Source organism: Paenibacillus curdlanolyticus YK9 (assembly GCF_000179615.1).
Taxonomy (GTDB): Bacteria; Bacillota; Bacilli; order Paenibacillales; family Paenibacillaceae; genus Paenibacillus_T; species Paenibacillus_T curdlanolyticus.
On sequence record NZ_AEDD01000009.1, the window covers coordinates 23,766 to 43,370 of the forward strand.

19 protein-coding genes are annotated in these 19,605 nt (G+C 53.3%); all 19 read right to left on the reverse strand.

Annotated features, from left to right (window positions below; all coding sequences use genetic code 11):
• Positions 1–18: 18 nt before the first annotated feature.
• The gene (locus PAECUDRAFT_RS16285; RefSeq protein WP_006039214.1) at positions 19–1,236 is read right to left on the reverse strand and encodes an acetate/propionate family kinase; all 1,218 of its coding nucleotides are present in this window, start codon (positions 1,234–1,236) and stop codon (positions 19–21) included.
• Complete coding sequence (locus PAECUDRAFT_RS16290) at positions 1,233–2,105, reverse strand: 3-hydroxyacyl-CoA dehydrogenase family protein (RefSeq protein WP_006039215.1); 873 nt, start codon at positions 2,103–2,105, stop codon at positions 1,233–1,235. The genes PAECUDRAFT_RS16285 and PAECUDRAFT_RS16290 overlap by 4 nt, the downstream gene beginning before the upstream one ends.
• Before the next feature lie 125 nt (positions 2,106–2,230).
• A complete protein-coding gene (locus PAECUDRAFT_RS16295; RefSeq protein ID WP_006039216.1) occupies positions 2,231–3,799 on the reverse strand; it encodes an AAA family ATPase in 1,569 nt (522 codons plus the stop codon).
• The gene (locus PAECUDRAFT_RS16300) at positions 3,783–4,328 is read right to left on the reverse strand and encodes a hypothetical protein (protein WP_006039217.1); all 546 of its coding nucleotides are present in this window, start codon (positions 4,326–4,328) and stop codon (positions 3,783–3,785) included. Before PAECUDRAFT_RS16300 ends, PAECUDRAFT_RS16295 begins: the two co-directional genes overlap by 17 nt.
• 184 nt (positions 4,329–4,512) lie before the next feature.
• A complete protein-coding gene (locus PAECUDRAFT_RS16305; RefSeq protein ID WP_006039218.1) occupies positions 4,513–5,046 on the reverse strand; it encodes a cell wall elongation regulator TseB-like domain-containing protein in 534 nt (177 codons plus the stop codon).
• A 5-nt stretch (positions 5,047–5,051) separates the two neighbouring features.
• Positions 5,052–6,344 (reverse strand): amidohydrolase, encoded by a 1,293-nt coding sequence (locus PAECUDRAFT_RS16310; protein WP_006039219.1) that lies wholly within the window; start codon positions 6,342–6,344, stop codon positions 5,052–5,054.
• Positions 6,337–6,981, reverse strand: coding sequence for a redox-sensing transcriptional repressor Rex (locus tag PAECUDRAFT_RS16315; protein ID WP_006039220.1), 645 nt, complete (start codon positions 6,979–6,981; stop codon positions 6,337–6,339). Before PAECUDRAFT_RS16315 ends, PAECUDRAFT_RS16310 begins: the two co-directional genes overlap by 8 nt.
• On the reverse strand, positions 6,978–9,851 hold the full coding sequence (dinG, locus tag PAECUDRAFT_RS16320) for an ATP-dependent DNA helicase DinG (RefSeq protein WP_006039221.1): 2,874 nt from the start codon (positions 9,849–9,851) through the stop codon (positions 6,978–6,980). Before dinG ends, PAECUDRAFT_RS16315 begins: the two co-directional genes overlap by 4 nt.
• Positions 9,852–9,869: 18 nt before the next feature.
• The gene (locus PAECUDRAFT_RS24820; RefSeq protein ID WP_050794380.1) at positions 9,870–10,748 is read right to left on the reverse strand and encodes a tetratricopeptide repeat protein; all 879 of its coding nucleotides are present in this window, start codon (positions 10,746–10,748) and stop codon (positions 9,870–9,872) included.
• Between the two features lie 48 nt (positions 10,749–10,796).
• Positions 10,797–11,180, reverse strand: coding sequence for an aspartate 1-decarboxylase (gene panD, locus PAECUDRAFT_RS16330; protein WP_006039223.1), 384 nt, complete (start codon positions 11,178–11,180; stop codon positions 10,797–10,799).
• Positions 11,173–12,063 carry a pantoate--beta-alanine ligase gene (gene panC / locus PAECUDRAFT_RS16335; protein WP_006039224.1) on the reverse strand — a complete coding sequence of 297 codons (891 nt, stop codon included), beginning with the start codon at positions 12,061–12,063 and terminating at the stop codon, positions 11,173–11,175. Before panC ends, panD begins: the two co-directional genes overlap by 8 nt.
• Positions 12,060–13,013, reverse strand: a complete 954-nt coding sequence (gene panB / locus PAECUDRAFT_RS16340; protein WP_006039225.1) for a 3-methyl-2-oxobutanoate hydroxymethyltransferase — start codon at positions 13,011–13,013, stop codon at positions 12,060–12,062. The genes panC and panB overlap by 4 nt, the downstream gene beginning before the upstream one ends.
• A gap of 384 nt (positions 13,014–13,397) precedes the next feature.
• Positions 13,398–14,381, reverse strand: a complete 984-nt coding sequence (locus PAECUDRAFT_RS16345; RefSeq protein WP_006039227.1) for a biotin--[acetyl-CoA-carboxylase] ligase — start codon at positions 14,379–14,381, stop codon at positions 13,398–13,400.
• Between the two features lies 1 nt (position 14,382).
• Positions 14,383–15,738 carry a CCA tRNA nucleotidyltransferase gene (locus tag PAECUDRAFT_RS16350; protein WP_006039228.1) on the reverse strand — a complete coding sequence of 452 codons (1,356 nt, stop codon included), beginning with the start codon at positions 15,736–15,738 and terminating at the stop codon, positions 14,383–14,385.
• A 6-nt stretch (positions 15,739–15,744) separates the two neighbouring features.
• Positions 15,745–16,908 (reverse strand): N-acetyl-alpha-D-glucosaminyl L-malate synthase BshA, encoded by a 1,164-nt coding sequence (gene bshA, locus PAECUDRAFT_RS16355; protein ID WP_006039229.1) that lies wholly within the window; start codon positions 16,906–16,908, stop codon positions 15,745–15,747.
• 89 nt (positions 16,909–16,997) lie between these two features.
• Entirely contained in the window at positions 16,998–17,714 is a 717-nt protein-coding gene (gene bshB1 / locus PAECUDRAFT_RS16360) for a bacillithiol biosynthesis deacetylase BshB1 (RefSeq protein WP_006039230.1), read from the reverse strand.
• The gene (gene mgsA / locus PAECUDRAFT_RS16365; RefSeq protein WP_006039231.1) at positions 17,707–18,132 is read right to left on the reverse strand and encodes a methylglyoxal synthase; all 426 of its coding nucleotides are present in this window, start codon (positions 18,130–18,132) and stop codon (positions 17,707–17,709) included. The genes bshB1 and mgsA overlap by 8 nt, the downstream gene beginning before the upstream one ends.
• A 67-nt stretch (positions 18,133–18,199) precedes the next feature.
• Positions 18,200–19,003 carry a 4-hydroxy-tetrahydrodipicolinate reductase gene (gene dapB, locus PAECUDRAFT_RS16370; protein ID WP_006039232.1) on the reverse strand — a complete coding sequence of 268 codons (804 nt, stop codon included), beginning with the start codon at positions 19,001–19,003 and terminating at the stop codon, positions 18,200–18,202.
• A gap of 8 nt (positions 19,004–19,011) precedes the next feature.
• Positions 19,012–19,557 carry a tetratricopeptide repeat protein gene (locus tag PAECUDRAFT_RS16375; protein WP_006039233.1) on the reverse strand — a complete coding sequence of 182 codons (546 nt, stop codon included), beginning with the start codon at positions 19,555–19,557 and terminating at the stop codon, positions 19,012–19,014.
• Between the last annotated feature and the right edge of the window lie 48 nt (positions 19,558–19,605).

The following is a 19,605-nucleotide window of genomic DNA, read 5'->3' on the forward strand; positions in this document are numbered from 1 at the left end:
TGCCGATAGAAGACCAATTTATAAGCTTGCTTCGCTCTGCTCGTTTACTAACGCATACGTATCTCTCGCGATTAACAGCTCCTCATTGGTCGGAACGACCAATACTTTCACGCGGGAGGTGTCTTTTGTAATAAATCGCACTTCCTTGCTGCGCGCATTGTTCCGTTCTTCGTCCAGCTCTAGGCCGAGGAACGTTAAGCCTTCGCACACCGCTTTGCGAAGCACGCTTGAGTTTTCGCCTACGCCAGCCGTAAACACTATCGTATCCACGCCGTTCATCGCCGCTGCGTATGCCCCGATATATTTTCGAACACGGTACGTATACATATCAAAAGCCAGCTTGGCATTTTTGTCGCCTTCGCCAATCGCTTCCGTAATTTCGCGCATGTCGCTCGACAAGCCGCTAATCGCTTGGAGTCCGCTATGCTTGTTCAACATGGAATTCACTTCGCTGACGCTCAGATCCTCTTTGTTCATGACGAACGGCACGACCGCAGGGTCAAGATCCCCGCTCCGTGTGCCCATCATTAAGCCTTCGAGCGGAGTCATGCCCATGCTCGTGTCGAACGACTTGCCATCCTTAATTGCCGTACAGCTCGCGCCGTTGCCGATATGGCAAGTGATCAGCTTCAACGATTCGAGCGGCTGCTTCAGGAAGCTGGCCGCTTGCGCGCTAACGTATGCATGCGACGTGCCGTGGAAGCCGTAACGCCGAACCTTGTGGCGACGGTAGAGCACCATCGGAATCGGGTATAGGTAGGATTCGCGAGGCATCGTCTGATGGAATGCGGTATCAAAAACAACCGTTTGCGGAACTTCCGGCAGGTTTGCTTCAACGGCAAGAATGCCCATCATATGGGCAGGGTTATGAAGCGGCGCCAAATCAAACAGCTTCTTGATCTCCAGCTTCACCTCAGGCGTTACGATAACGGATTGCTTGAATGCCTCTCCGCCGTGAACGACGCGATGGCCTACCGCATCAATCTCATTCATGTTAGCGATGACGCCGACATTCGGATCCACGAGCATATCGATAACGCGGCGAACCGCCGTCGTATGCTCAAGAATTTCACTGACGCTGCGCACTTCCGGCTTGCCGGGCGGCTCATGCGTCACGATGGAGGAGTCCATCCCGATCCGTTCCACACGACCGCTAGCTAGCACCGATTCATCGCGCATGTCATACAGCTGATATTTAAGCGAGGAGCTGCCCGCATTAATGACTAGTACTTTCATATCCGATCCCCGTCCTTATCATATTGGAAGAAGCCGATGCCGGTCTTCACGCCGAGATGTCCGGCACGGACCATCTTCTTCAATACGATGGAAGGCCGATACTTCAATTCGCCGTATTCGCGGAACATGCGATCGAGCGCGGCTAAGACAGCGTCCAGCCCAAAACGGTCTGCCATCTCGAACGGCCCATGCTGGAACGAATAACCGATTCGCATCGCGCTATCGATATCCTCCGCGGAAGCCACGCCTTCTTCCAGCACATGCAGCGCCTCGTTAATGAACAGGCAAATCAAACGCGTCGTGACGAAGCCTGGCGATTCGAACACCATGACGCCTTTTTTATTCATCACTTCCTCAATGAAATGCTTCGTTTCCTCGAAGGTCGCGTCGGATGTTTGTAATCCGCGGACGATTTCGACGAGATCGATCTTATAAACCGGATAGATGAAATGCATGCCGATGACGCGGCCTGGATGCTTCGTTACGCTCGCAAGCTCCGTCAAGCTTAAGGTCGACGTATTGCTGGCAATGATGACATCCGCTCCGCATACGTTATCCAGCTGCTCAAACATCGCTTTCTTGGCCTCCAAGTCCTCCGTAATCGTCTCGATCACAAAGTCGCAGTCCGCAAACGATTCGATTCCGTCTGCCCGGTTTATCCGATTAAGCGTAAGCTTCTTCTCCGCTTGCGTAAGCGCCCACTTCTCGATCTGTTTATCTAAGCTCAGCTCGATATGCTGCAATCCGGCCTCCAGCTTCTCGCTCGTTATATCCATCACTTGGACATCCAGCCCTTTGAAAGCAAGCATCTCCGCGATACCTTGCCCCATTGTACCGATCCCAATTACCCCTACTTTACGTACTGTCAAATCCTTCTCCTCCACTCGATCCTTCGGTTGCCTGAACACGATCCAATTCTAAGGTCTCTGGCCCTATTATTATAGCTTTAATTATAACAAATAAGAAGGCAGACGCGTGGTCTGCCTTCAGATTGTCATACAAGCGTCATCGAATGGACATTCTCTTCTTCCTTCCCAGGACGCACAGCTTCTATACCTTCCGAATCGCCCGCTTCGACCAGCAGTTTGCGGAATCGGCTTCCGTCGATCGTTTCATCTTGAATCAAAATGTCTAGCGCGTACTCGAAAGCATGCAGCTGCTTGTTCAGCATCGTCTTCGTCTCCTGCAGGAGCGAATCCAGCATGCCTGTCGCAACCGAGGACAGCTTCTCCGGCGTCAGCATGCCCGGATCGATGATGCCGAGCTCCGTTAAGCCGCTCTCCGCCATCGTCCGCACCATGTTAATCGCTTGATCGAAGTCGCCGCGCGAGCCCGTGCTGCGGTTGCCATAAAAAATCTCTTCGGCAGCCGCGCCGCCCAGAGCAATCTTGATCTGGCCTTCCAGAAACTCTTTGGTGTACAAATAGCGTTCACGCTGCGGCTGATGCCGGACATAACCTAGCGCTTGGCCGCGCGGCGACAGCGTAACGTTCGCAACGCTTCCTGGCGAAACGAGCTCAGCCATAATCGCATGTCCCAGCTCATGCCGCGCTACGCGCTCCCGCTCCTCTTGCGTCGTCTCGCGATCCGTTTTCTCGCCCATCATCACTTTATCAATCGCCATCGTCAGATGCGAACGGCCGATCGACTCGCTATGCTCGCGCATCGCATAAATCGCCGCTTCATTCATGACGCTTTCCAGCTGCGCGCCCGAGAAGCCGAACGTTTCGGCAGCAGCGCGTTCCAGCAATTGCTCCGATTCAACCGGCTTGTTCTTCGCATGAATATGGAGAATATGCAAGCGGCCCTTCACATCCGGCAGATCAACCCCAATATGACGGTCAAACCGGCCTGGACGCAGCAAAGCAGGGTCTAACATTTCTTTGCGGTTCGTCGCAGCCATCAACAAAATACGAGGCGTGTCGGTCGTATGAATACCGTCCATCTCCGTCAGCAGCTGGTTTAGCGTTTGATCGTATTCGCGCTGCTGTCCGCCATCGCGCTTGCCGCCAATGACGTCAATCTCATCGATAAAAATAACGGCAGCCGATTTTCCAGCTTTCGTCGCTTTTTTGCGCGCATCCGAGAACAGATCCCTTACGCGGCTTGCGCCGACCCCTACGTACATCTCCACGAACTCGCTGCCCGATGCAGCCAAGAAAACCGAATCGGTATACTGCGCTGCAGCTTTGGCCAACAGCGTTTTGCCAGTTCCCGGCGGTCCGGTCAGCAAAATCCCTTTCATCGGACGGATGCCGAGGCGTGCAATTTCTTCCTTATTCACAAGAAAATCCAATGCTTCAACCAATTCGCGTTTCGCCCGCTCCTGCCCGCCAATTTGTTCGAACGAGAGCATCTCTGTACGCGCAGGCGCTTTCGCCCGCGAGCCACGCGATGAAGCAGCCAGCGGCCCCTGCCCTCTCATCCGAGCGGTATACAGCAGCCCGGCAACAATGCCTAATACGAGAAACAACGGTAAAACGTTTATTCCTCTATAAATCAAAAACGCAACTAATGAAATTGCAGCGCCTATCCCAATTTCCCACTTATAATTGTACAGCATCGTTCCACACCTCCAGCGTTGCCGGCGTGCGCGGCAGAATGACGTACTTAACAGCTCCTTTATCGCGAAGCGTCACATACACATTCGTTTCATCCATTTCTGTCTCGACCGTCAGCCCAGGATTGGCAGCCGCCAGCTTATGCAGCGCATCCGGAATATCCGAATACGACTTCGTTTCCATCGCCTGTGCGACATCAAATAATACGGTAGACCATAATTTATCCAACGCTGCGTTCGATTGAACGCCTTGTACCTCAAGCTTCAGCTTGCGTCCGTCGAGCACCGAAGCGCCTTCTGTCGTTAATCGGCTATAAATCGTACGCAAATCCGCGTGATCCGTGAGCTCTAATGCAATCTTAACCGTGCCGTTCTCAATCGTAGAGGTAGACGATGCGACTTCCGGCAAACCGTTCACCGTCTTCGCTAACGGGTCCTTCACCGCAAATTTATCATAGGTGAACCAGCCTCCGAACAATAATCCAGCGCATACCGCAACTGACACGACTGCCGGTATCCAACGTATTCTCATCGTTAGCAATCCCCCTCATGTGTAATCTCATTCATAGAGATGCAATCTATTTCTAACGTCATTCCTATACGCATTGTTGCGCCAATCGCTATACGAAGAGTATATCACAATTGATATACGATTTAGCTGTGTAATAAAAGGAAACGCCGCCAGTAGCACTGGCGGCGTTCATCATCTTAAACGATTATTGAGCTAGCCTAGAGGCGGGCAGCTTATAATTATCGATAAAGGTACCATTCTCGAAATTGTAAAAAGCAAACGCATATTTGCGCTCGCCGCTCTCAACGCGCGAGTAGTACACTTCCCATACATGCTGTCCATTCATAATACCCGGGCGAATATGTGTGATGCTGGCGTCAGGCTTGCTCTGCAAGATGTTAGCCCGAATCTGTTCTTCGGAAACCGCATCAACAGCCCGAACGGATTCGGTTGATTGATCGCGAAGCCATACGTAAGTAAGCTTGCCGTCCGCTGTTTTCCCTTGAACAACCCAAGCCGTTTCATCCCACACGTATTTGTCAGCACCATCCACTTCAACCAAGTTGGCAACTGCCGCCGCTTTCTTCTCCGCGATGGATTCCGCAGCCCATTCGTCCGAAAACACGTTTCGATACCACACATTAAGAGCGACGAGTATTCCAAGGAATAGCACGATCAAGAGCGCGACCCATCGCTTAGGTGTCATCACTGGAGGACGTTTCTTACGAGTAGCGCGCATGTCAATTACAGCAACCTTTCGAATGCGGCCTGCGCTTCATGCAGAATACGTTCTTCATCCAGCGTCAAACATTCGCCGTTGCGTACCGTCTGCTTGCCGTCGATCCACACATGGCGCACATCGCTGCCGCTTCCCGAATAAACGAGATGCGATACGATGTCCGTAAGCGGGAAATAATGCGGTCGGTTCAAATCAAGCGCGATAATGTCGGCTTTCTTGCCAACTTCAAGGCTGCCGATTGACGATTCCTGCCAAATCGCTTTGGCCCCATAGATCGTGCCAAGCTTCAACGCTTCCAATGCAGGAACAGCCGTCGGGTCGCCCGAAACGCCTTTATGAATAAGTCCCGCCAGGCGGATCTCATCGAACAGGCTCAAATTGTTGTTGCTCGCCGCACCGTCCGTGCCCAGCGACACAGTAACGCCAGCGCGGAGCAGCTCCGGAACGCGTGCAACGCCGCTGGCAAGCTTCAGATTGCTTGCTGCATTATGCGATACCCCGACACCGCGTGCCGCGAGCAGCTCGATCTCGTCGTCCGTCAAATGGACGGCATGCGCCAGCAGCGTCGGACGAGCGAACATGCCCAGCTTATCGAGATGCTCGACCGGGCGTGCGCCGTAATCCCGTACATTTTGCTCCACTTCGGCTGCCGTCTCGGACATATGCGTATGCATCGGCACATTCAGATCATGGGAAGCTTGAACGAAACGTTCAATGAAGGCTGGCGGGCAAGTATAAGGCGCATGCGGCGCCAGCATCGTCGTAATCCGGCCGTCCGCTTTGCCGTTCCAATCGCGTGCGAAGTCAACCGCTTCCTTAAACTTGGCGTCAAGCTCCTCCGGCGAACCGAATCCGATCGCGCCGCGCGTTAGCACCCCCCGCATGCCGGATTGTTCAACTACGCCTGCAATAATATCCATGCGATCGTACATATCGACGAAAGCCGTCGTCCCTGTTTTGAGCATTTCAAGCTGTGCCAGCGACGTGCCCCAGCGAGCCGATTGATCATCGAATTTGGCTTCCAGCGGCCAAATTTTATCCTGAAGCCATGTTTGCAGCACCATGTCGTCCGCAAAGCCGCGAAGCAAGGTCATTGGCGTATGGCCGTGCGTATTAATCAGGCCAGGCATGAATACGAGGCCTTTGCCGTCGATAACCTCAACGCCTTCAGTCAGCTGCGGCTCCTGCTCCCCTATGTAGGCGATGGAATCCCCTTTTACATGCAAATATCCGCGTATAACTGGCTGCGTTTCGTCCATCGTGACGAACAAGCCGTTTTTAATGATCCATTCACTCATCGCGCTCCAACCTTTCGTTTTCAATATAATAAGCTAGGCTAAGCAATTCTGTCGTAAAATTCGCATGATGAATGCGCACCTCATCGGGTACTTTAAGAATGGCAGGCGCAAAATTCAAAATCCCGTCCACGCCTGCCGAAACCAGTTCGTTTGCGACATTTTGCGCTTCGGATGCGGGCACCGTAATAATGCCGATGCGAATGCCTTGGGATCGTATTTGCTCAGACAGTGCTTCCATCGGCTGAACCGTCAGGCCATTAATCGTCGTACCGATCTTATTCGGGTTAGCGTCAAATACAGCCGTGATTTGGACATCATCTCGTATATACGAATTATAATTGCAAAGCGCATGGCCAAGGTTACCCGCACCGATCAAAGCTGCATAGTGCGTTTTATCCAAATTCAAGATCTGCCTGATTTTCTCGATGAGATAGTCCACATCGTAGCCGATCCCTTTTCGTCCAAACTCGCCAAAATATGCCAGATCCTTGCGAATCTGAGCGGGATTCAAATTCAGCTTCCGCCCAAGCTCCTGGGAGGAGACGGTATGCACCTCACGCATTGTAAGCTCGTTCAGCACTTGCAAATAAACCGGAAGCCGCCGAACGACCGCTTCCGATATTTTAAGCTGCTTCATTCCTTTGCACCTTCCCGTCCATTTTCCAGCCATCCTCGCATACGCGGTACGATCTGCTCTAGATGCATATGTTCAATTTTGGGTCCCGGAAGCGAGTACAAAAAATATTTGCCATAATACGTTTCCAATACGCGCGTATCGTAGATGAGGACGATGCCTCGGTCCTTCGTCGATCGCACAAGCCGTCCGAAGCCTTGCTTGAAGCGAATGACCGCCTGCGGAATGGACAGCTTCATGAACGGGTTCTGCTTCTGCGCCAGCAGCAGCTCCGACTTCGCCTCAACGAGCGGATGATTCGGAGGTTGGAATGGCAGCCGGACAATCGCGAGGCAAGTTAGTGCGTCCCCAGGAATATCGACGCCTTCCCAGAAGCTGCTCGTGCCGAGCAATACGGATGCAGGCTGCTGCCGGAAACGGCGTGTCAGCTTGCTGCGATTGCCGCTGTCGATGCCTTGCCCGAGCACCTGAATTTGATGCAGCTCCAGCGCTTCCTTCAACGGCTCATACACCATGCGCAGCATGCGATACGACGTAAAGAGAACCAGCATGCGACCGCCGATCTCAACAGCTGAATCCGTTAGCGATTGGACAAGCATATCGATAAATGGTTGTTCGGTCACCGCGCCTTTGAGCGTCGGGAAGTTGCGCGGAATAATGACGAGCGCTTGCTCGCGATAATTAAATGGCGAAGGGAGCTGAACCGTCGTCAGTCTGCCCGCTTCCTCCATGCCCGCCAAGCCAAGCTGTTCGCTCGCATACTGGAACGATTTTTGCACCGATAAAGTTGCGGATGTCAGAATAACGCTCTTCTTCGCCTCGAACAGATGCGTACGAAGCTGCTCGCTCACATCGGCTGGCACGGCATAGAGATGAATCGATTTCGCTTTGAATTGCGTCGTTGCTTCAATCCAATAGACCGTATCGGATTTATCGGCACGAATAAACGTACGCATATCATCGCGGACACGAGCCAAGTCTTTAACCGCGCCGTTCAAGTCTGTAATTAGATTCACAATCACAGTCTCGTCTATCTTCTCTTTGATGTCCGTCAGCGTTTTCTCCAATGTGCGGACAGCCCGGTTAAGATCAGCATACACATTGTTCTCAATATCGGCAATCGTCGCCCACCCAGCCGGATGCTCTTTGGGACGAATCCGGAACACGGATTGACCCGTTTCAATCTGCGAGGTTTGCGAGCCTGACGTACCTATAAGCATATACATAAGCTCGAACAGCTTATCCCAATCTTCCCGGATGCTGTTGATGGACTTGCCAGCTTCATCGATGATTTCAATCCATGCAGGCACGCCGGATTCTGATTCACCGTGAAGCAGCGCCACTAGCTGGCTTAGAAGCCCGCCCCCGCGACTGTCTTTCACTAATCGATTAAACGGATGAACGAAGGAAAAATAAGAGAGCTGCAAGCCTAAGTGTTTGCCTGCGACTTCTTCGAGATGATGCGCCTCATCGACGACCAATTGCTCATAGGTCGGCAATAAACGATGCTCCGCTTGAATATCGGTAAAGACGAGGGAATGATTCGTAATGACAATATCCGCAACGTTCGCTTCATGCTTCGCTCTATGATAGAAGCATCGGCGGAACCAAGGGCATGCGCGATTGAGGCAAGAATCTGCATCGCTTGCAACCGTCTCCCAAAATTCCGAGCCTTTATTGCCAAAGTTCAGTTCCTCTTGGTCGCCTGTTCCTGTCTCGCCTAGCCAGATAATCATCTGGGCAGCTGTCATTACATCTTCGTTAGGCGAGACGTATTCGCGCATCCGAACTTTATTGTCGAATTTGCGTAAGCAAATATAATTGCCTCTACCCTTAAACACCGCCGCACGAAACGGAAAAGGCGACACTTCATGCAAAAGCGGGATATCCCGCTGTCTGAGCTGCTCCTGCAAGTTGATCGTATGCGTACTGACTACGATTTTCTTTTGCTCCTTTGCCCCATAAAACAAGGAGGGAAGCAGGTATCCGAGCGATTTGCCCGTGCCTGTTCCTGCTTCGATCAGCAAGTGTCGTTCATGATCAAGCGCTTGATGAACCTCATTGAACATAATTGATTGCGCTTCACGCTCTTCGTAATCGGGCATCATTGCACGGAATCGGTCCCGAACGCCGCTCATGAACTGTTCAAAATTCATAGCATTAAGCGCTTCGATATCCTCGTCAGTCCGAACTGCTCCCAGATCCGCCCAATCGCCCGCTTTCATCGCAAGTTGGTTAAAATAGACATGGGATTGCGTGTCCAGCGAGGTCGATTGCTCCTTGTTCTGCAGCGTAAGCTGAATTAACCAGCTCAAATCATCATAGCCGTTAAACAGCTCGCCTAGCCTCTGCAGGCTTAGCAGCGGCAGGTCTCGAAGCTTATGCACACAATGAGCGAATAGCATCGCAGTCGCTTCTGCATCGCTATCCGCTTGATGCTTCCGCTCATGCGTAATCCCGAATGCTTCTGATACAGCGCCAAGCTGGTATGAGGGCAGCGTTGGGTACAACATCCTTAACAAATCAATGGTATCCAATCGACGGCCAGTGAACGGGCTATAGCCGCAGCGGTCCAGCGCCCGGTTCATGAAGTGGGCGTCAAACCCGACATTATGCGCGACAAGCACCGCGTCACCGAGCAATTTAACAACATCCGTCAGCACGTCCTCAACTGAAGGCGCATCAGCCACCATCTCATTCGTGATGCCTGTTAATTGCGTTATAAATGGAGGAATATCAGTCGCTGGTCGCACGAAGGAGCTGAACGTATCGGTTACGTTCAGCTCCTCGTCCAGCATGACGATTCCTATCTGAATCATTTCATCTTCGGCCTGATGACCGGTTGTTTCCAAATCGAGTACAGCAAATTTCATCCGGCTTCCGATCCTCTCCTAACGAATCAGCTCCGTGCTTCCAAATCGGAGCGAAAGCTGACCGTTCCTTTCCTTACAGCACTTCAAATTCATGAGCGAATCCGCAAAGCTGGGATCGGCATCATGCGCCTTCAAAAAATAGTGCTCCGCAAGATCCAAATTCATGCCCACTGCCTGAATACACCCGAGAGCATTATAACCGATCGCTCGCCATTTGGCGTAATTCGTGAGTGAAATTAATATTTGGAAATGCCTCTGTGCGTCATTCCACTGCTGAAGATGCATGTGCGTCATCGCCAAAAACATGCGTGCTAACTGGCAATCCGGCGCCATCGCAATCGCTTGCTCGAGCTCCGTTGCCGCGTGGCTGAACATGTGAAGCTTGAAATAGCCTTGCCCTTTGGAAATTTGGATAGCGACTTCGGTCGACAAGCTCCATTCCTCTTGTCCATCCTTAGACGACGGTGAAGGACCTGCCGTATGCGTTGTCGCGGCCGCAGCGGCTGCTTCCTTGTGCGCTGCGCTCCGTTCCGGCTCGCTTGCCGCTTTCGATGGCGCAGTGGCTTTGATCGAAGGAGCTGCGCTCGTTTTGGACTGATCCAGGAAGTCTGCCAGCTTCTCTTCGAACAGCAGCCATTGCTCCACAATTGTGTCGCTCATTTCCTTCAACGTATCGAGCTGACGATCCAGCTGATCACGCCGAGAACCAGTTGCTCTCGGATACAGACGTCTGATTTCGTCCAACTTGTCGTTCATCGTCGCGAACAGATGCGCAAACATGGCTGCACCCGCCTTTACGTAAGAATGAGTGTAGAACGATGCCGGCCTTTCAAAATGAATGATGCCTGATTGCTGACCGGTGTATTGCTCATTCTTTGTTTCGCGGGGCGATTTCATACGGCATTCCAGCCTTTATACAACGCTGGGATGAGCTCGCCTTGGCCGTTAGATGATGACGGAGTGGATTTCTTCTGTCAATGACTCCAGCGGACGGTTCTTCTCATCGAGAATAACAATTCGAGGCTTATATTCGCGCGCCTCTTCCTCTGACATGGCCGCGTAAGAAATGATAATAACTTGATCGCCTGGCTGAACTAACCGGGCAGCCGCCCCATTGAGGCAGATCACGCCTGACCCTCTCGGGCCTTTGATGACATACGTTTCCAATCGCGCGCCATTGTTGTTATTTACGATCTGGACCTTCTCATTGGCCCAAATATCCGCAGCGTCCATCAGATCCTCGTCGATCGTAATACTGCCCACATAATGGAGATTCGCTTCCGTCACGGTCGCCCTATGAAGCTTTGCTTTCATCATCGTTCTAAACATATGCTTTTACCTCCGCAAATCGCAAAATCCGATTATCGATTAGTCGTGTGCGCCCGAATTTGACAGCAAGAGCCAGAAGAAGCTCGCCTTCGGTATCCGCCAGCGATTGATTAGGGTCCAGCGGCGTTAAATTCGGGAATGCTAACAGCTCCACATAATCGATATCCGCGATTGGTGATTGCCCAATTTTACGGCGAACCTGCTCCTGCAGCTCGCTTACCGTTATGCCAACCTGTCCCCCAAGCGCCGCCGCTTCTGCAAGAGATTGCGATAAAACGACAGCCTGCGTCCGCTCCTCTGCGCTCAGATAGACGTTGCGCGAGCTAAGCGCGAGACCATCCGGCTCCCGCACAATCGGGCATGGGACGATTTCAATCGGAAAATCAAGGTCCATCGTCATTCGTTGAATGACGGCTACCTGCTGCGCATCCTTCATGCCAAAATACGCCCGCTGAGGCTGTACGATATGGAACAGCTTCGAAACGACTGCCCCTACGCCGTCAAAATGGCCCGGACGAGAAGCGCCGCACAGCCTGTCTGTCACGACATCCACCGTCACGCGAGTGAGCATCTTGGAAGGATACATTTCTTCAACCGACGGCATAAATACGAAATCTGCACCGCTTGCTTGCGCAAGCGCCAAATCGCGCTGCTCATCCCGCGGATAACGGTCAAAGTCCTCGTTCGGCCCAAATTGCAGCGGATTAACGAAAATGCTCAGCACTGTCGTATCGCACTCTTGCACGGATTGGCGAATAAGGCTTGCATGGCCTTCATGCAAAAACCCCATCGTTGGCACGAAGCCGACTTTCCGGTCCGGCTGCTGGACGCGCAGCTTATGAAGCGCGTCTTTCAGCTCTCGTTTCGTTCGACAGATGATCATTTGGTTGACCGCCCTTCTGCATCTGATTGCTGGATTCCTGCGGTCTGCTGCTGCTGCTGCTGTTGTTGCTGCTGTGTCTCCGAGCCGCCGTTTGCCGCGGTGGAAGATCCGTACAAGTGCGACAATACGGCTGTTCCGGGCTCCATCGGGAATGCATGCTTTTGCTCAGGGAACGCGCCTGTCTTCACATCCTGCACATATGCGCCGATTGCGTTTCGAATCGTCGTTCCGATGTCGGCATACGTTTTTACGAAACGTTTTTCCCGATACGGCGAAGCGTATTGCAATATATCATGATAAACGAGCACTTGGCCGTCACAGCCGCGTCCAGCGCCAATGCCGATGACCGGAATTGAAATCGCTGAGCGAATCGCTTCTGCGATCGGCTCTGTTACCAGCTCCAGGACGAGGGCGAATGCACCTGCCGCTTCGAGCGCTTTGGCATCTTGCAGCAGCGCCTCGGCCTCCTGCTCTAATTTTCCTTGAATGCGATAGCCGCCCAACTGATGAATGGATTGCGGCGTCAGTCCCAGATGCCCCATGACTGGAATGCCTGCGCGCACGCATGCTCCCACTTCATCGGCAATATCAGCCCCGCCCTCTAGCTTAATGGCATTCGCCAGCCCTTCCTGCAGCAAGCGTGCCGCATTGCGAAGCGTAGACTCCTTGCCGACTCGATAGGTCATGAAAGGCATGTCAGCCACAACGAATGTATTCGGAGCGCCGCGCCGCACCGCTTTGGTATGGTACACCATGTCGTCAAGCGTAACCGGAACGGTCGTATCATAACCAAGCACGACGTTGCCCAGCGAGTCTCCGACTAAAATAACGTCGATGCCCGCTTCCTCTGCAAGCCGCGCTGATGGATAATCATAAGCTGTCAATACGGAGATCGGATTCCCCTCTTGCTTCATCTTCTTAAGCTTCGTGATCGTCAATGGCCGATTCATACCGCTTCATCCCCTTTAAAGTATAGGATAAACACAAAAAAACCTTTTAGCCGCGCTAAAAAGGTCCCTAACGATAAAGGAACGCCAAACCCATCGCTTCCTTCTGTCTCGGTCCCTAACGGCTCAGAGCAGAGTTGCGCACGCGTCATCATAAACCCGCTTCCGTGCTAAAAATTAGAATGAAAGGATAATGCCCTGCAAGTGCGATTCCATGAAAACGGATACCGCCTTGCGTGCCATTATTATACCAAAAAAAATGGATGACGTAAATTTAGGAATTCGCCCGCATGCTGGCGAATTTCGCAGCGCGGCAGGCTTTGTTCCTTCATTACGTCATCCATTGCCTAAACCATCGGCTTGCGATTGCGGCATTAAGCAGAAACGCTACTGTGCGGACGATGGTTGTCCCATTTCGCCGGAGAAGACGAGTCGCAGCTCGCCCGAGGAAAGCAGCAGCTCCAACGCTCCGCTTTCATGCAATCCCGTCGCTCTTCCTTCAAGCTGCCCTTGCGGCGTCTGCACGGTAACCTCCTGATGCAGCGTAACGGCAAGCGCCTCCCACAACGTCTGAATCGCGCCGAACCCATCCTTCAGGTACAAATCATACAGCTGCTCCCACTCCAGCAGGAAATCGGCAATGACTTGCTCCCGCGAGAAACGCCTGCCCGCTTGGATCGACAACGAGGTCGCGCGCTCCAGCAGCTCCTCCGGATAATCCGATATATCCAAATTCACGCTGATGCCTGTTCCTGCGATGACATATTTGATCCGTTCGTCTTCCGCGGCGGATTCAAGCAAAATGCCGCTGATCTTTTTGCCGCTTATGAGCAAATCATTCGGCCATTTGATGCCGATTTCCAGCCCTGTCGACTTGCGCAAGCTGCGGCATAAGGCAACTGCAGTCAGCAGCGTAAGCTGCGGAGCAAAGTGGATCGGCGTGCTCGGGCGCATGATGAGGCTCATCCAAATGCCCTTGGTATAAGGAGACACCCAGCTACGGCCCATTCGTCCTCTGCCGCCAAGCTGCTGCTCGGCGATAACGATCGCCCCTTCAGGCGCTCCATCCTCTGCCCAACGCTGCGCCTCGTTCTGGGTCGAATCGACGACATCCAACAACCGCAGCGAACGACCAAATCGATTCGTCTGCAGCAGCTCCGACAGCTTCTCGGGCGACAGGTTGTCCGGCTTGGACACGAGCCTGTAGCCAAGCTTGCGAGAGGCTTCGATCACGTACCCGCGTTCCTCCAGCTTGCGGATCTGCTTCCAGACAGCTGTCCGGCTGACGTTCATTGCCTTGCTGATCGTCTCGCCCGACAAATAGTTCCCTTGCTCCTGCTCCAGCAGTTCAAGAAGTGTATGATCCATCATTCTACCGTTCCTCTTCCAAAATTTCGGCAAGCGCAAGCAGCGCCGCTCGTCCGTTGGGCGTCTCGCCTAATGCGACGGAACGCAGCAGCTGCTGCAGCAAGCTGCCTGTGCGCGGCCCTGGCTTCATGCCAAGATGCGCGCACAGGAGGCTGCCGTTCACGGCAAGCTCGCGCACGGCCGTGCATGGCATCTGCGCAAGCTGCGCCGCTAATTGCTCCAGCGCCCCGCTGGAGAGCGTCAGGCCGCCGATCTGGCCGTCTGACGCGGCAAATGCGCGCGTGATGCGCAGCCACGCGCTTGCTGTTTCGACGCCGGCAGCCAGCACGGCGTCGACCCATGCGGCAGCAGCAAGCGGCACAGCAGCCGCGCCGCTTGCTGCGGCGAGCGGCGCTGCCGCAGCGTGCAGCATGACGACCGAGCGGGCCGACGCAATGCGGCGGCCCGGGAAGCGCAGGCGCTGCAGCGTCTCCTCCGCGTCTTCCGGCGATAGCCGGAGCGCGAGGAAGACGCCCGCCCAGCGGTCGTCCTTGCTCTGAAGGCGCGCCAGCGCCGCTGTGAGCGGCGGCACGCCGTCAGCGCCGCCGGCGCCCCGCCCGCTGCGAAGCGCGGGGCGCTGGCGGTAGCCGCAGTCCGGCTTGGCGAAGCCAGCCGGCAGCGGCTCTTTGGCGCGCGCGAGCAAGCCGCTTGCGGCGAGCAGCGCGGCGGCGCGGTGGGGACCAGCGCCGCCGATCATTTTATCCAGCTCTGCCCCAATTCGCTCCATCGCCACATAACGCAAAAGCTCGCGATTGCGCAGAAGCGCACGCCACGCGCTAGGCGCGATGGCATAGCCGAACGTCGAAGCGAATCGCACAGCGCGGACCATCCGAAGCGCATCCTCGCGGAACCGCTCCTCCGCCTGCCCGACGCAGCGAATTCGGCCCCTTCGCAAATCAGTCAAGCCTCCGTAGGGGTCAACCAATGTGCCGTTCGATCGCAAGGCCATCGCATTAATTGTAAAATCACGCCGAAGCAGGTCGCCCTCCAGCTCTGCAATAAACGCGACATCCGTCGGCCTGCGATAATCCTCATAGTCCGCTTCCGAGCGATACGTTGTCACCTCGTACGTTCGTTCGTCCACGATCACCGTTACAGTGCCATGCTGCAAGCCTGTAGGCACGGTACGCTCGAATAGCGACATGACGACGTCAGGCAGCGCAGCCGTTGCGATATCGATATCAGTAATCGAACGCCCTGCAATGACATCCCGAACGCAGCCGCCGACAAAAACAGCCTCATAGCCTGCATGTTCAAGCGTGTGCAAGACGGGAAGCGCCGCTTCCATCTCATCGCCCCAATAGGGATTTGTATGATTCATTTCACATTATTCCGAACAGACAGGAATTGGGATATCCGCCTCAATGCCTAATGTCCGATAGTAGATACGCTCATACTCCGCCGTAATGCGATCATTGCAAAACTTCGACTGGGCCCGCCGAACGCATGCCTCACGGAATTGCTTAAACAGCTGCTCGTCTGATAACAGTCGAATCGCATTAGCAGCCATGGACTCGGTATCGCCGATTGCGGACAAATATCCGGTCTCGCCATGCGATACAAGCTCTGGAATACCGCCGGCAATCGAACCAATCGTCGGAACGCCGCATGCCATCGCTTCCAGCGCGACAAGGCCGAAGCTCTCCTTCTCGGAAGGCAGGAGCATCAAATCCGCGATAGAGATGAGCTGAGCAACATCATCTTGCTTGCCAAGGAAATGCACCCGATCATCGAGTCCGAGCTGGTTAATGCGGAACTGAGCTTTAATCAACTCTGGCCCTTCGCCGACTAATAGCAGCTTTGCATCCATCACTTCAGCCACTCTGGCAAACGTGTCAATCACATCGCCAATTCGTTTGACCGGCCGGAAATTGGAAATATGCATCAGCAGCTTTTCGCCCTTAGGCGCATAATCGGCTTTCAACGATTGGCATTGGCGCGGATAATAGATTCTCTTATCGACGAAGTTATAGGTTAGGTCAATCGGCTTGGCAATGTCCAGCAGCTCGCGCGTTTCTCGAATGAGATCGGCGGATACCGCAGTTACCGCATCGCTTGTATTAATGCCTAGCCTAATTAGATCCTTCAGCGACTCATCCTGCGCCAATACGGTTATGTCGGTGCCATGCAGCGTCGTCACGGTTTTGAGCCGATCGCCAACCATTTGTTTGGCAAGATGGGCACAGATCGCATGCGGTACTGCATAGTGCACATGTAGAAGGTCCAGATCCTGCATCTGAACGACCTGCGCCATCTTGCTCGCTAATGCCAAATCGTAAGGCGGGTAACGGAACACATAATAATCGTTGACCTCAACCTCATGGTAATAAATATTTTTATGAAACTTGCCTAACCGGAACGGGATGCTGTGGGTTATGAAATGAATTTCATGGCCTTTCTCAGCCAGCAGCTTTCCAAGCTCGGTTGCAACAACGCCTGAGCCGCCTAACGACGGATAACATGTAATGCCGATTTTTAATTTTCTCGTCACGATTCGCAACCCCTAGGAAACGCATAATTGGTATTTATCGTATGCTGTTCATGGCTGCGCCATTCTACTCTTACGCCATGCCTGCTCAATCAGAACAAATCGACCGAGTACGGCTTCTTGGTCGTAAAGCCTTCTCCGTATGTCCAACCGCGCGCAGTGCCCAACAAACGGTCTCTTGCCTCAACATTGTCCACATAACGACCGGTAAGTGGCGTAACAACGCGGTCTTCCCCTTGGGAGACTGCCTCAAATTGAGAGCGATAGGCACGAAGCGATGCCAGCTTGTGTTCATAAACATCCGTCACGTCAACAGCTAGTCGTACATCCTCTACATCATTAATATAATAAAACAAGAGCTGCTCCACTTGAACAGCAGGAAGCTCTGGCATATAGCGCCGAAGCTTGGCATTGAATACCGCTTCCTCTACTAGCGCACTGCACCGATTATGATCGGGATGGCGATCATTCCAGTACGGAGCAAATACGATTCTCGGGCGAAACCGTCTAATCTCCGCTGTTATCGCTTCAACATGCCCTTCCGCTCCAAGCCCGCGATCAGGCAATGCCAAATTCGTTCGTGCCGATAGACCAAGCACCGCAGAGGCATCGGCAGCTTCCTGCCGACGCAGCTCTACGGTGCCATTGGAGGACATCTCGGCTTCCGTCAAATCACAGAGACCGACGCGTTGCCCAGCTCGAACATGCTTGGCAATCGTTCCGCCCATTCCGATCTCAGCGTCATCGGGATGCGCGCCGAAAATCAGAATATCAAGCTTCTCCGCATGAAAAGATTGTTCCTTAGTCATTTTGCGTACCTGGTTTATACTTATGTACAAGCTCGCGCCATGCGAAATCGCCGCGCTCGACCGCTTTAACTAACAGCTCGGCTGTCGCAATATTCGTCGCAACCGGTATCCCTTGCACATCGCAAAGGCGAAGCAGCGCGATAATGTCCGGCTCGTGCGGCTGCGCCATCAACGGATCGCGAAGGAAAATGATAAAGTCCATAATATTTTCCGCCACTAGCGCACCGATCTGCTGGTCGCCGCCCAGCGGTCCGGACATGAAGCGATGAATTTGCAGTGACGTATTCTCCATAATGCGCAAGCCTGTCGTGCCTGTCGAATAAAGCTCATGGGGCGTAAAGACATGCTCATAGGCGGTCACGAAATTTACCATTTCCTCTTTTTTACGATCGTGGGCAATAAAAGCTATATGTAACATGGAAGTTGATCCCCTCTCCGCTCTGTTATAACGATGAACCGATTGCTTAGGCTAACGAAGCAACCCATTAGTCCATAATGTGCTCGAAGCCATAAATCATGCCTTCGTACGTCATGACTTTACGTACGGCAACCGCCACACCTGGCATGTATCCTGCACGGTCATACGAATCATGGCGAATTTTGAGCGATTGCCCGAATGCGCCGAACACGACCTCTTGCTGCGCAAACACGCCTGGAAGCCTTACGCTATGAATACGGAAGCCATTGTAATAGCCGCCGCGCGAGCCTTCGATCGTTTCTTCTTCATCCGGATTGCCTTGGCGCAGCTCGCCGCGCACCTGTGAAATCAGCTCAGCTGTTTTGATGGAAGTGCCCGATGGCGCATCCAGCTTTTGATCGCCGTGATACTCAATAATTTCGAGATGCGGAAAATATTTGGAAGCTTGTGCAGCGAACTGCATCATCAGAATTGCGCCGATCGAGAAGTTCGGTGCGATAAGCCCGCCGATTCCCCGCTCCTTGCACAGCCTGTCCAGCTCTTCAATTTGCTCAGGCGACAGGCCTGTAGCGCCGATTACTGGACGAACGCCCCGCGTAATCGCAGCTACTGCATGGTCATAAACCACTTGCGGCACCGAGAAGTCAACAACGACATCAACAGGACCGCTGTCCAAGGCTTCTTCAAGGGTCGAGCTAAACGTAACGCCGCTAACCGGTTTCCCGACAAAGGTTCCGGCGTCCACCGGACCAGTTGATCTGGCAGACGCCGCAGCCAATTCAAAATCAGCTTCATCGATGACCATTTTTACCACTTCACGGCCCATCCGGCCGCTTGCTCCAGCTACTGCTACACGAATTTGTTTCGTCATTCTATCATTCACCTGTTCCTTCGTCTTTGTCTTCTCTGCTGCCGATATCGGAGCGCCCTTCTTTTGCGGCTCATATCTGCAAAAAGGGTGCGTGCCGAATCGTCGCCCGGATTAAGCCGAATCGCTTCCAACGCGCATCTTACCGCGTCGTCCAGCCGGTTTAGTAACGCATACGCTTCACCAAGCAGGAAAAACGCATCAAAGCTTAATGGATCAAGCTCAATCGCTTCCTGGAGCGTATGAATGGCACTTGCAGCATCTGGCGGATGCTGCGCCATGTCGAATCTTGCAGATGATACAAGCAAGCTAGCCTGTACGGTGTGCAGCTGATACACATGCGCTTTCTGCTCCGGGTCCAGCTCCACAGCTCGCAACGCGTAATATAAAGCGCGGTCCCACTTGCCGCTTCTGCTGTAAGAAATGGAGCATTTATAATAGTACGAGGCATTGTCTGGGTCGGCAGCAATCGCCCGCTCAAACCAGCGGATGGCTCCTTCAAAATCGTTGCGCAAGATACATCCGTAAGCCTGCTTAAGGCAATCGTCTCCTTCCATATGCCTACCCTCCTTGTACACAGGAATGGTACAGCATATGTCGTTTCA